The sequence below is a fragment of the Citrobacter sp. Cpo069 genome, assembly GCF_030332785.1.
GTDB classification, from domain to species: domain Bacteria; phylum Pseudomonadota; class Gammaproteobacteria; order Enterobacterales; family Enterobacteriaceae; genus Citrobacter; species Citrobacter portucalensis.
Window position 1 is genome coordinate 204,293 of the sequence record NZ_JAOWHD010000060.1, and the last position, 12,665, is coordinate 216,957.

13 protein-coding genes are annotated in these 12,665 nt (G+C 51.8%); 5 read left to right on the forward strand and 8 right to left on the reverse strand.

Annotated elements, in window-relative coordinates:
• Nucleotides 1-3: 3 nt before the first annotated feature.
• Nucleotides 4-378: a CopC domain-containing protein YobA gene (gene yobA / locus OGY08_RS19760; protein WP_003833799.1), complete on the reverse strand. Its 375-nt coding sequence runs from the start codon at nucleotides 376-378 to the stop codon at nucleotides 4-6.
• A gap of 143 nt (nucleotides 379-521) precedes the next feature.
• Here yobA and OGY08_RS19765 point away from each other — a divergent pair, with 143 nt between their 5' ends.
• From OGY08_RS19765 to exoX, 3 genes are all read left to right on the forward strand, one after another.
• Entirely contained in the window at nucleotides 522-752 is a 231-nt protein-coding gene (locus OGY08_RS19765) for a DNA polymerase III subunit theta (protein ID WP_003034925.1), read from the forward strand.
• Between the two features lie 106 nt (nucleotides 753-858).
• Entirely contained in the window at nucleotides 859-1,515 is a 657-nt protein-coding gene (locus OGY08_RS19770) for a carbon-nitrogen hydrolase family protein (protein WP_008785043.1), read from the forward strand.
• Between the two features lie 23 nt (nucleotides 1,516-1,538).
• Nucleotides 1,539-2,201 (forward strand): exodeoxyribonuclease X, encoded by a 663-nt coding sequence (exoX, locus tag OGY08_RS19775; RefSeq protein WP_003833802.1) that lies wholly within the window; start codon nucleotides 1,539-1,541, stop codon nucleotides 2,199-2,201.
• Here exoX and ptrB read toward each other — a convergent pair.
• The 4 genes from ptrB to yebG form a co-directional block, all read right to left on the reverse strand.
• Complete coding sequence (gene ptrB / locus OGY08_RS19780; RefSeq protein WP_008785045.1) at nucleotides 2,192-4,246, reverse strand: oligopeptidase B; 2,055 nt, start codon at nucleotides 4,244-4,246, stop codon at nucleotides 2,192-2,194. The genes exoX and ptrB overlap by 10 nt on opposite strands.
• 86 nt (nucleotides 4,247-4,332) lie before the next feature.
• On the reverse strand, nucleotides 4,333-4,992 hold the full coding sequence (locus tag OGY08_RS19785; protein ID WP_048235202.1) for a tellurite resistance TerB family protein: 660 nt from the start codon (nucleotides 4,990-4,992) through the stop codon (nucleotides 4,333-4,335).
• A gap of 94 nt (nucleotides 4,993-5,086) precedes the next feature.
• Nucleotides 5,087-5,440 (reverse strand): protein YebF, encoded by a 354-nt coding sequence (gene yebF, locus OGY08_RS19790; RefSeq protein WP_020996626.1) that lies wholly within the window; start codon nucleotides 5,438-5,440, stop codon nucleotides 5,087-5,089.
• Between the two features lie 121 nt (nucleotides 5,441-5,561).
• Nucleotides 5,562-5,852 carry a DNA damage-inducible protein YebG gene (gene yebG / locus OGY08_RS19795; protein ID WP_008785048.1) on the reverse strand — a complete coding sequence of 97 codons (291 nt, stop codon included), beginning with the start codon at nucleotides 5,850-5,852 and terminating at the stop codon, nucleotides 5,562-5,564.
• A gap of 132 nt (nucleotides 5,853-5,984) precedes the next feature.
• On the opposite strand from yebG, the gene purT reads away from it, so the two are divergent.
• Nucleotides 5,985-7,163, forward strand: a complete 1,179-nt coding sequence (purT, locus tag OGY08_RS19800; protein WP_008785049.1) for a formate-dependent phosphoribosylglycinamide formyltransferase — start codon at nucleotides 5,985-5,987, stop codon at nucleotides 7,161-7,163.
• 67 nt (nucleotides 7,164-7,230) lie between these two features.
• On the opposite strand, the gene kdgA is transcribed toward purT, so the two are convergent.
• The 3 genes from kdgA to zwf form a co-directional block, all read right to left on the reverse strand.
• Nucleotides 7,231-7,872, reverse strand: a complete 642-nt coding sequence (kdgA, locus tag OGY08_RS19805; RefSeq protein ID WP_003034901.1) for a bifunctional 4-hydroxy-2-oxoglutarate aldolase/2-dehydro-3-deoxy-phosphogluconate aldolase — start codon at nucleotides 7,870-7,872, stop codon at nucleotides 7,231-7,233.
• A 34-nt stretch (nucleotides 7,873-7,906) separates the two neighbouring features.
• Nucleotides 7,907-9,718, reverse strand: a complete 1,812-nt coding sequence (gene edd / locus OGY08_RS19810; protein WP_008785050.1) for a phosphogluconate dehydratase — start codon at nucleotides 9,716-9,718, stop codon at nucleotides 7,907-7,909.
• Nucleotides 9,719-9,951: 233 nt separating this feature from the next.
• Nucleotides 9,952-11,427: a glucose-6-phosphate dehydrogenase gene (gene zwf / locus OGY08_RS19815; RefSeq protein ID WP_048216177.1), complete on the reverse strand. Its 1,476-nt coding sequence runs from the start codon at nucleotides 11,425-11,427 to the stop codon at nucleotides 9,952-9,954.
• Nucleotides 11,428-11,791: 364 nt separating this feature from the next.
• Between zwf and OGY08_RS19820 the strand changes: the two genes are divergently transcribed.
• Nucleotides 11,792-12,661: a MurR/RpiR family transcriptional regulator gene (locus OGY08_RS19820; protein WP_125362639.1), complete on the forward strand. Its 870-nt coding sequence runs from the start codon at nucleotides 11,792-11,794 to the stop codon at nucleotides 12,659-12,661.
• Nucleotides 12,662-12,665: the final 4 nt, after the last annotated feature.

Below are 12,665 nucleotides of genomic sequence, written 5' to 3' on the forward strand. Positions count from 1 at the left end.
TGGTTATTTCACGCTAAAGGTATATTGCCCCTTCGTCTTGTGACCATCCACGGAGACAACGTGCCAGTCGACCGTATATTTTCCTGCTTCAAGCGTTTGATCAAGCGGAACAATCAGCTGCGTTTTGTCCTGCTCACTGCGCGATGCCTTGCCCGTTTTGATCTGTTCTTTGTTAGGACCGGTCAGCGTTGCACCGCTGAATCCCGGCTCTACGCCTTCAGAAAAATTCAGCGTCAACGCCTGAGGAGATGCCGCAACTTCAGCGTTAGCCGCCGGACTTTGTTTTGTGAGGTGGGCATGCGCCAATGCCGCAGGTGTTGCCAGAACGCTGGCGAGTACGATGAGCGCGTTGCGAAGCATAGATGCAGATGAAGCCATTTCAACTATTCCTTTTTGTTATGTCTAACCTGTAGAGAATAACCTTCTACAATGGTCGAGTCGAGAATCATCATTTCTGTCTTGCCATTAACGCACACTCTTAGTAACTTTGCGCGCCGAAAGACAGAGAAAAGGAGAAGCCCATGAACATCAATCTGGCCAAACTTGAGCAAGCGGAAATGGATAAGGTCAATGTCGATCTGGCTGCGGCTGGAGTGGCATTTAAGGAGCGATACAATATGCCCGTTGTTGCAGAAGTTGTTGAACGCGAACAGCCAGAGCATTTACGCGACTGGTTCCGCGAAAGACTCATCGCGCACCGCCTGGCATCCGTTTCGCTTTCACGTTTACCTTACGAGCCTAAAGTTAAATAAAACTTATATTACGTTACGATTCCTTACATGACGCCTGCTACAGTATAAGCATATTCTTAATCCACACATTAAGGATGGTTGTAGACACTATGAAAAGGAAATCATTATGTCATACTGGAAAATCGCAGCAGCACAATACGAACCTCTTCACACCTCAGTTACCGAACATGTCGCGCATCACCTGCAATTCATTCATGCGGCAGCTCAATGCCAATGTGAATTGCTGGTCTTCCCTTCCCTCTCATTGCTGGGTTGTGTTGATGAGAATGACGCGCTTCCTGCCCCACCCGATGAAGCGCTGTTAGAACCTCTCGCACATGCCGCCGCGACTTATCGCATGACGATAATTGCGGGACTACCGGTAGAACATAACAACCGGTTCGTGAAAGGCATTGCACTTTTCTCTCCCTGGATGACTTCGCCACTAACCTTCCATCAGAGCCACGGGGCCTGTATTGCCAGACAGCGAAATGCCATCAGCGTTGTAGATAGCCAACCGGAAGGCATTGATATCGACCCGGCCTATTCGCTGTTCACCAGCTGCCAGTCAGTCAGTGAACCGGAACTGCTCTCCTCTACATCTCGCCTACAAAGTTTCTCACATAAATTCGCCATCGCGGTATTAATGGCCAATGCGCGGGGTAGCAGTGCGTTATGGGATGAACGAGGTCGATTGATTGTTCGCGCAGACAGCGGTTCGTTACTGTTAACCGGCCAACGCACGCCACGGGGTTGGCAAGGTGATATCATTCCATTACGCTAGTCGTTTTGGGTCAGGAGCATGGCATGTTGCGCATAATAGATACAGAAACCTGTGGTCTACAGGGAGGCATTGTTGAAATTGCTTCTGTCGACGTGGTTGATGGAAAAATAGTCAACCCCATGAGCCACCTGGTACGCCCTGACCGCCCCATCAGCCCACAGGCGATGGCTATCCATCGCATTACTGAAGCAATGGTGGCCGATAAGCCATGGATTGAAGACGTCATCCCGCAGTATTACGGCAGCGAATGGTACGTTGCGCACAATGCCAGCTTTGACCGCCGCGTATTGCCCGACATGCCCGGGGAATGGATTTGCACCATGAAGCTCTCCCGTCGGCTGTGGCCGGGGATTAAATACAGCAACATGGCGCTGTATAAATCGCGCAAGCTGAGCGTCCAGACGCCAGCGGGTCTCCACCATCACCGCGCCCTGTACGATTGCTACATCACTGCGGCACTGCTGATCGACATCATGCAGACGTCAGGCTGGACAGCCGATCAAATGGTCGATATTACCGGCCGTCCCGCGTTACTCACTACTTTCACTTTTGGTAAGTACCGCGGAAAACCGGTATCAGAAGTGGCTGAGCGCGATCCGGGCTATCTGCGCTGGTTATTTAATAACCTTGACAATATGAGCCCGGAACTGCGATTAACGCTAAAACACTATTTGGATCACGCCTGAGCAGGCAGTGTTCCCTGCGCCAGTCCAATCAAAAAAGCGTACTCAAGGGCCACGCCTTCGTAAGATTTAAAACGCCCGGATTTACCGCCGTGTCCGGAATCCATATCCGTGCAAAGTAGCAGCAAACGATCGTCCGTTTTCAGCTCACGCAGTTTTGCCACCCATTTTGCTGGCTCCCAGTATTGCACCTGGGAATCGTGTAATCCCGTCGTGACCAGCAGATGTGGGTATGCCTGCGCGGTTACATTGTCATACGGGCTGTAGCTTTTCATATAGGTGTAATACTCTTCGTCCTGCGGATTACCCCACTCTTCAAACTCACCGGTCGTCAGGGGAATTGATTCATCGAGCATTGTGGTTACCACATCGACAAACGGCACCTGAGCAATAACACCATGGAAGCGTTCCGGGCGCTCATTAATGGCGACGCCCATTAACATGCCTCCGGCGCTTCCGCCCATGCCATAACATAACTCAGGCGCGCCATAGCCCATTTTTAGCAACGCATCACAGACGTCGAGGTAATCATTAAAAGTATTTTTCTTGTGCAGAAACTTACCGTCCTCATACCACTGTTGTCCTAATTCACCACCACCACGCACATGCGCAATAGCATAAACAAAGCCGCGATCCAGTAAGCTCAAACGGCTGCTGCTGAAATCGGCGTCCATGCTGGCGCCATATGAGCCATAGCCATAAACCAGTAACGGATTTTTTCCTTTCAGGAAATACTTTTGATGATAAACCAGCGAAACCGGAATCTCGGTGCCATCACGCGCGGTTATCCATAGGTGTTCGCTACGGTAATTCGCCGCATCAAATCCGGGGACCTCCGTCTGCTTAAGCACACGACGTTCCCCGGTGTCCATATCCAGTTCAAACAACGTGTCCGGGGTGGTCATGGAGGAATAGCCATAGCGCAGGCGCGATGTCTCCGGCTCTGGATTATAGGCAAGCCAGGTCACATAAGCCGGATCGTCAAAGGCGATCCCGACCACTTCGCGCGTTTTACGATTAATCTGTCGTAGGCTGGTTAAGCCGCGCTGACGCTCTTCTACCACCAGCCAGTCAGTGAATAGCGTAAAGCCCTCGAGCATCACGTTGTCGCGCGCAGGGATCAGCGTCTCCCAGGCTTGCTCATCACGAACGCGGGTACGATACAGGCCGAAATTTTTCCCCTGACGGTTGGAGCGCAGATAAAAATTGTGTTGATAGTGATCGAGACTGTATTCATGGTCTTTGCGTCGCGCTAAAAAGACCAACGGTTCGGCATCCGCCAGTTCTGCGTCAAGCAGTAAAACCTCACTGGTGGTCGCGCTGGCGATATGAATAACCACATAGTGTAGCGAGGTGGTTTTATGCAGGCTGACATAAAACATATCATCGGCTTCTTCATACACCAGCTCATCCAGTGACGATGGCGAGCCGACCGTATGTCGCCACACCTGATACGGCAATAACGTTGTTTCGTGCTTGCGCACGTAATAGAAAGTCTGAGAATCATTCGCCCAGACCAGATCCGCTTCGACGTTTTCCAGCACTTCCGGATACCAGTTGCCGCTTTGCAGGTTGCGAAAACGCACGCCATATTGCCGGCGAGAGAGATAATCTTCCGCCAGCGCCATGATGGTGTTATCCGGAGATATCGCCAGTCCTCCCAGCGTATAAAACTCGCTGTGTGCCGCGCGCTGGTTCCCATCCAATAGAGTATCCCAATCATCCCACTCTTCATTGAAAGCAGACTGACGCTGATAAATAGCATATTCGCACCCCGGTTCATAAATATGCCGGTAGCGATAACCATTCTTCACATAGGGGGCGGAAGCATCCTGAGGCGGGATACGGTCGATAATTTCTTTCAGGACGCGATCCTGCAAAGCCTGCTGCGAGGCCATAACCTGGCGGCCATACGCATTTTCTTGTTGCAGATAATCCAGCACTTCTGGCTGCGAGCGGGTGTCATCTCGCAGCCAGTAATAATTATCAACACGAGTATCACCATGCTGCGTCATGGCGCGGGGAATACGAGAAGCTTTTGGTAGCATGTCATTGTTCTTTTGCTTAAACATCCTATAAGGGTGGCAAAAGACAGCAATGATGCAAGCGAAACATGCGCCTTAGCGGTAAGTAATTAACCCGGTAAAGCCTGTTTTTGTTCTTTGAGATCCTGTTCAATGCCTTCACGAACATCCTGCGGGATCTTCAACGCATCGCCCAGCGCATTGAGATAGCTACGCTCCATAAAGTGGTCGATATCAATCGCCGCACAGCTCAGGAAGTAAATTTCTAGCGCTTCTTCTTCGTTGCGGATCCCTTGCGCCAGGCGCTGGGGATCTAACGGTTGTTCAATGGCTCGTTCAATCAGAACGCGGCCCTGCTCTTCCACGCCCGCTTCACGAAGCTGCTGCTCAATGGCCGCTCGTTCTTTAGCATCAATATGACCGTCGCTTTTCGCCGCAAAAACCAGCGCCAGGATCAGACGCTCGGTTCGCTCATCCAGCGGTGAGCTTTGTACACCGAACTGCGGCTCATCCTGATGCGCAGCGCGAACTTTATCTTTGTATTTGTTCCATAACACGGTACCAGCAACCGCACCGCCGCCCACCAGAAGCGCGCTGGTGCCGTATTTACTCAGTAATTTACGTGAAGATTTGTTGGCAACCAGTAATCCTGCCAGACCGCCTAACGCGCCTGGAACCAGAAGTTTACTCAGCCCTTGCTCGCCAGAAGATGACGTGGAGGATCCTTTTTGCCCAAGAAGAGATTGTAGTTGATTCAGCCAATTAGCCATTTTGCCCCTCAAGTACAGACGAATAATCATCAAAGCGTACCCGAGGGGATGTCAGGAAGTGTTCAGGTCATCAAAAGATGTGCAAATACCTGCGTTACTGCGGCTGATATTCCGCCGTTCCGGCTTTGCAGTCGACTTTTACCTGATAGTGAATATCCGCGCTTTTACCGCGAACCGTCAGGGGAACTGACCATTTCCCGTCTTTGCCCGTAATATCGGGCGTGTTGACCCAGGCGACAGGGTCGGCTTGCCCGACGAGTTTTTGATCGTCAGCCCAGCGCGCGATGCGATTTTGCTGATAGTCACGTTTCACGCTTGCCGCAATACCGTCAGCATCCAGCCCTTCGCACTTGGGGAACTGAACATTCTTGCTTTCCATATTTGCCGCAAATACCGATACGCTGGCAGACAATAACAGCAGGCTCAATAACGCTCTTTTTTTATACATTCTTTTCTCCTTAATCTCCCCTTCATCCTTCAGGTTGCCTGCGGCAACGTGAAATTACGTCAGGGATTGCACAATGATTCAGGGAAAAGCATGGTACAAAACGTCAGGAGCGCAAGTCGTTTCAGGCAGCCTGAGTATCATCCTCAGTATGTGCATCGTTTTCGACAGCCTGTGGCGAAGGCAGCTTGCCGTTTTTCAGAATGGCGCTCAGCACATCTTTTTGCTCAGCCAGCCACAGGGAAAGCGCTTCACGCTGCTCGTCTTCGAGCGCTATCGGCGATTGCTCCAGCCATGTGTCGAGCAGATCTGCTGTATCCAGCATTTTGTCATACGCATCGGCTTCCTTTTTGCTGGTAAACGACATTTTTTCCTCACCTTCCCGAATGACTACGTATTTAACTTCAACCGCCATTTTTGCAGCCTCTTAAATTACCTGTATTTATGTACAGTATATTCTTTTTAAGCCCTGAAATCAACCTGGTAATAAAGACAGACGCAAACGTTTTCGTATATACTGCGCCCAGATAAAACAGGGGATTAATTTATGACGTTATTAGGCACAGCGCTGCGTCCCGCAGCAACGCGAGTGATGTTATTAGGTTCAGGTGAACTGGGTAAAGAAGTGGCGATTGAATGCCAACGCCTGGGTGTGGAAGTCATTGCCGTGGATCGTTACCCCGACGCGCCAGCCATGCACGTTGCCCATCGCTCCTACGTAATTAACATGCTGGATGGCGAGGCATTACGCCAGCTTGTCGAATGTGAAAAACCACATTACATCGTGCCGGAAATAGAGGCGATTGCCACGGATATGCTGATCAAACTGGAACAGGAAGGTCAACACGTTGTGCCTTGCGCACGAGCGACCCAACTGACCATGAACCGGGAAGGAATCCGTCGCCTCGCAGCCGAAGAATTGTCTTTACCCACATCATCTTTCCGTTTTGCAGACACCGAAACACGATTTCGTGAGGCCGTTGCCGAAATCGGCTATCCCTGCATTGTGAAGCCGGTAATGAGTTCTTCCGGCAAGGGGCAGAGCTTTATCCGTTCAGCCGATCAGCTCACCGAGGCGTGGAACTATGCTCAACAGGGAGGCCGGGCAGGCGCCGGACGCGTTATCGTCGAAGGCGTAGTGAATTTTGATTTTGAAATCACCCTGCTAACCGTCAGCGCCGTTGATGGTGTGCATTTCTGCGCGCCGGTAGGTCATCGCCAGGAAGATGGCGATTATCGCGAGTCCTGGCAGCCGCAGCAGATGAGTGACCTGGCGCTGGCGCGCGCGCAGGAGATTGCCCGCAAGGTGGTACTGGCGCTGGGCGGTCACGGACTGTTTGGCGTGGAGCTGTTTGTCTGCGGTGATGAGGTGATTTTCAGCGAAGTCTCCCCTCGCCCTCACGACACGGGTATGGTGACCTTAATTTCGCAGGATCTGTCTGAGTTTGCCCTGCACGTACGTGCATTTCTCGGTCTGCCCGTTGGCGAAATCCGCCAGTATGGACCTTCTGCTTCCGCCGTTATTCTGCCGCAACTTACCAGCCAGAATATCACGTTTGATAACGTGCAAGCCGCTGTAGGTGCGGGTATGCAAGTGCGTTTCTTTGGCAAGCCGGAAATCGACGGGAGCCGTCGTCTGGGCGTTGTGCTGGCCACAGCACAGAGCATTGAAGATGCGGTGATACGCGCGAAAGACGCAGCCGCACAGGTGAAAGTCGCAGGATAAAAACCAGACCCGTAGGCCGGATAAAGCATTGATGCCGTATCCGACCTACGGTTTACGCATTAACGGCTTACTGCTTCGCGCCTTCTACTGCTTCACGAGCCAGCTTGGTAATACGATCGTAATCACCCGCTTCCAGCGCATCCGCCGGAACCAGCCAGGAACCACCGATGCACAGCACGCTTTTCAATGCCAGGTAGTCACGGTAGTTCGCCGGAGAGATACCGCCGGTTGGGCAGAAACGCACCTGAGAGAACGGACCCGCAATTGCCTGCAGCGCTTTGGTACCGCCATTTGCTTCAGCAGGGAAGAATTTGAACTCTTTCAAACCGTAGTCCATACCCAGCATCAGTTCAGACACGGTGCTGATACCAGGGATCAGCGGAATAGTGCCTTCCGTTGCGGCTTTCAGCAGCGGCTCGGTCAGGCCCGGGCTGATAGCAAACTGCGCACCGGCTTCGGTCACTTCAGCCAGCTGTTGCGGATTCAGTACAGTACCTGCACCAACGATAGCGTCCGGAACTTCTTTTGCGATCGCGCGAATGGCATCCATCGCACATGCGGTACGTAAGGTCACTTCCAGAACGCGCACGCCGCCTGCAACCAGCGCTTTTGCCATCGGCACTGCGTGTTCCAGTTTATTAACCACGATAACCGGTACAACCGGGCCAGTGGTCAGGATTGCTTCTGCACTTGTCTTCCAGTTTTTCATCAGAGTTTTCTCTCGCCTGATTACAAAATAAGTCTTAAAAAGTGATACAGGTTGCGCCCTGTTCCGCACCGGACAGCTTTTCACGCAACGCGCTGAACATTTCACGGCCTGTGCCCACGCGCGATGCGCTGAGGTCAGGAATGTGAGGCTGACGAGAAGCAAGTTCCTCTTCATCAACCAGCAGCGTCAATTCACCTGTCTGTCCATTCACACGAATGATGTCGCCATCGCGTACTTTTGCCAGTAGCCCGCCATCATAGGCTTCTGGGGTTACATGGATTGCTGAAGGCACTTTACCTGAAGCACCTGAAAGTCGTCCATCGGTAACTAACGCAATTTTGAAACAACGGTCCAATAATACACCAAGTGGCGGCATGAGTTTATGTAATTCTGGCATTCCGTTTGCTTTTGGTCCCTGATGGCGCACAACGACTACGCAATCACGGTCGAGCAGTCCCGCATCGAAGGCCGGCAATACATCATGCTGACTTTCAAAAACAACCGCGGGCGCTTCAATTACCTGATTTTCTACCGGAACCGCCGACGTTTTCATCACAGCACGTCCGAGGTTACCGCTCAGCACTTTGGTACCGCCGTGGTGGGAGAATGGCTGATCGATGGTAGCAATCACATTGCTGTCCAGCGACTTCGCCGCCCCTTCACGCCAGTCCAGCTCACCATCGTTGAGCCAGGGTTCCATGGTGTAACGCGATAAACCAAACCCGGCAACGGTGTTCACATCTTCATGCAGCAGACCCGCGTTCAGCAGTTCGCGCATTAACACCGGCACGCCACCCGCTGCCTGGAAGTGGTTAATATCTGCCGGACCATTCGGATACAGACGCGCCATCAACGGCACGATATCGGACAGATCGGAGAAGTCGTCCCAGTTAATCAGAATCCCGGCTGCACGCGCCATCGCAACCAGGTGCATTGTATGGTTGGTTGACCCCCCGGTCGCCAGCAGCGCGACAATACCGTTCACCACTACTTTTTCATCGATCATTTTACCGATCGGCATCCATTCATTGCCGTTGCCGGTCAGACGCGTTACCTGACGAGCAGCCGCGGCGGTCAACGCTTCGCGCAGCGGGGCATCCGGGTGTACGAATGAGGACCCTGGCAGTTGCATCCCCATAAACTCCACCACCATCTGGTTGGTGTTTGCCGTGCCATAGAACGTACAGGTCCCCGGTGCGTGATAAGACGCCGCTTCGGATTCAAGCAGCGCCATGCGATCGACTTTGCCTTCAGCATACAGCTGACGGATACGCACTTTTTCTTTGTTCGCCAGACCGCTCGCCATCGGGCCGGAGGGAATAAAGATCGAAGGCAGATGACCAAATGACAGTGCCGCCATCACCAGACCCGGGACAATTTTGTCGCACACGCCAAGGAATAACGCGCCGTCGAACATATTGTGTGAGAGGCCGACAGCAGCCGACATCGCAATCACTTCGCGACTCAGCAACGAAAGCTCCATCCCATCCTGTCCCTGGGTCACACCGTCGCACATCGCAGGAACACCGCCAGCGACCTGGCCTACCGCATTGGCTTCATGCAGCGCTTTACGAATGATGTCCGGATAATGTTCGTACGGCTGATGCGCGGAAAGCATGTCGTTATAGGAGGTAATGATCGCGATATTGTTACGCAGCATGCTTTTCAGCGAGGCCTTGTCATCCGGCTGGCAGGCAGCAAAACCATGCGCCAGGTTACCGCACGCCAGCTGTGAACGATGAACGGTAGTCGATTTCGCTTGTTCAATACGGGCAAGGTAAGCGGAACGCGTGTCGCGAGAACGTTCGACAATACGTTTTGTTACGCGTAACAAATTCGGATTCATAGAGGCTCCTAAAATTTATCTGTCAGAGCGTTGGATCAACAATGTGTTTCAGTTGGGTTAAAAGCAGCTGAATCGTTTGTTAGCCGTAGCTCAGGGGCAAAATCGTTTCAGGCAGTGTAATAAAAAAAGCCCCGCGGGTGAATCCACGCGGAGCTTAAAAGTGCAAAAATTATTCTACAATCTGTGTTAGATCATGTTACCGGTAAAATAACACCTATGGGCTAGATGATATTTTACTCGAATTCGTTCCAGGAACGACCATCACGGGTGATCATGGCCACAGAAGCAACCGGTCCCCAGGTGCCTGCCTGATACGGCTTCGGCGCGTCGTTGTCCATCGCCCAGGCTTCGGTAATGGAGTCGACCCACTTCCATGCTTCTTCAACTTCATCACGGCGCACAAACAGCGCCTGAATGCCGCGCATCGTTTCAAGCAGCAGGCGCTCGTAGGCGTCGGCAAGGTGCGTCTGGTTGAAGGTTTCTGAATAGCTCAGATCAAGCTTGGTAATTTGCAGATTATGCTTGTGATCCAGACCCGGCACTTTGTTCAGTACCTGGATATCGACACCTTCATCAGGCTGCAAACGGATGGTCAGCTTGTTCTGCGGTAGATCCTGCCAGGACTCTCTGAACAGATTCAGCTCAGGCGTTTTGAAGTAAACCACCACTTCAGAGCACTTGGTCGGTAAACGCTTACCGGTACGCAGGTAGAACGGTACGCCCGCCCAGCGCCAGTTATCGATATCCACACGGATCGCCACAAACGTTTCCGTGTTGCTGCTCTTGTTCGCGCCTTCTTCTTCCAGGTATCCCGGAACTTTTTTGCCCTGGGCAAAACCGGCGGTGTACTGACCACGAACTGTCTTTTCACGTACGTTCGAACGATCGATACGACGCAGTGATTTCAGTACTTTCACTTTTTCATCACGGATGCTGTCTGCGCTCAGATCGGACGGCGGAGACATCGCGATCATGCACAGGATCTGCAGCAGGTGGTTCTGGATCATGTCGCGCATTTGACCGGCCTGGTCAAAGTAGCCCCAGCGCCCTTCAATGCCCACTTCTTCCGCCACGGTAATTTCTACGTGGTCGATAGTGCGGTTATCCCAGTTATTCACAAACAGGGAGTTGGCAAAACGCAGTGCCAACAGGTTCAGTACCGTCTCTTTGCCGAGATAGTGGTCGATGCGGTAAACCTGGCACTCTTCGAAATACTCGCCAACCTGATCGTTGATTTCACGGGATGTTGCCAGTGACGTGCCCAGCGGTTTTTCCATCACCACGCGGGCAGGCTTAGCATTCAGCTTTGCTTCACCCAGACCTTTGCAGATCGCGCCAAAGGTGCTTGGCGGCATTGCGAAATAGTTGATGGTGGTACGCGATTTTTGATCCAGCATTTTGCCCAGACGCTTAAACGCGGCGGTGTCGTTGACGTCCAGGTTACAAAACTCAAGACGACCGCTGAGGGTTTCCCACAACCTTTCATCAATTTTTTCTTTCATGAAGGTTTCGAGCGCTTCGCGCACAACCTTGGTATAGGCTGCTTTGTCCCAGTCGGCACGCCCAACCCCAATGATGCGGGTATCCGGGTTAATCTGGCCGGCCTTTTCCAGTTGATACAGGGAAGGCAGCAATTTCCGTCGCGCCAGGTCGCCCTTCGCGCCGAAAATGACCAGATCACATGCCTGGGCTGTTTGCGTTACCGCCATGTCATTCTCCTCAATTAAGTGCCTGGTGCTTTTGCCAGACACTGGTTGTAATTTTATTACAGTGCACTGTACTGCTTTTACGTGAATCCGGAAACCGTAAACGCTTATCCAGCCGTGCTGTTACCGCGAACAGCCGCTTTATTGGCGTATAACCCATCAAAATGGATAAAAAAGTCGTCTTTTTCGTACCCATGAAGAAGTATGAAAATCCGACTCCGATCATGTAATGAAAAAAAACAACAACTATTTTGTCCATTTTGCCCCGTTGCTGCACTAGCAGGGGTACTATCTACCAGAGTTACCGCTCGATTTCTCCTTATCGTTGAAATCGTTTTTGCCCATGACCCATGAGTCTACCTACATCATGAATATGCTGGAAAAAATCCAGTTAAAACTGGAACATTTGAGCAAGTCAGAGCGTAAAGTCGCCGACATTATTCTTGCCTCTCCCGAGCGGGCAATTCACTCAAGCATCGCTACGCTTGCTGTAGAAGCCAACGTCAGCGAACCGACGGTGAACCGTTTCTGTCGCAGCATGGATACGCGCGGCTTCCCTGATTTTAAACTGCATCTGGCACAAAGTCTGGCAAATGGTACCCCTTATGTTAATCGCAATGTGGATGAGGATGACAGCGTAGAATCTTATACGGGGAAAATCTTCGAATCGGCGATGGCAAGCCTTGACCACGTTCGTCAGTCGCTGGATAACGCGGCGGTAAACCGGGCGGTAGATTTGTTAACCCAGGCGAAGAAAATCGCCTTCTTTGGTTTAGGTTCTTCCGCCGCGGTCGCACACGACGCGATGAACAAATTTTTCCGCTTTAACGTACCGGTAATCTATTCCGACGACATTGTCCTGCAACGGATGAGTTGTATGAATTGTAGCGACGACGACGTCATTGTGCTTATTTCTCATACCGGAAGAACCAAAAGTCTGGTTGAACTGGCGCAGTTAGCAAGGGAAAACGACGCTATGGTTATCGCCCTCACCTCTCCCGGCACGCCACTGGCGCGTGAAGCCACGCTGGCTATTACCCTCGATGTACCGGAAGATACTGACATTTATATGCCCATGGTCTCTCGACTTGCTCAACTGACCGTGATAGATGTGCTGGCTACAGGATTTACTTTGCGCCGAGGGGCAAAATTTAGAGATAACTTGAAGCGTGTCAAGGAAGCGCTCAAGGAATCGCGTTTTGATAAAGAATTACTCATCAAGAGTGATGACAGCTAAAAGC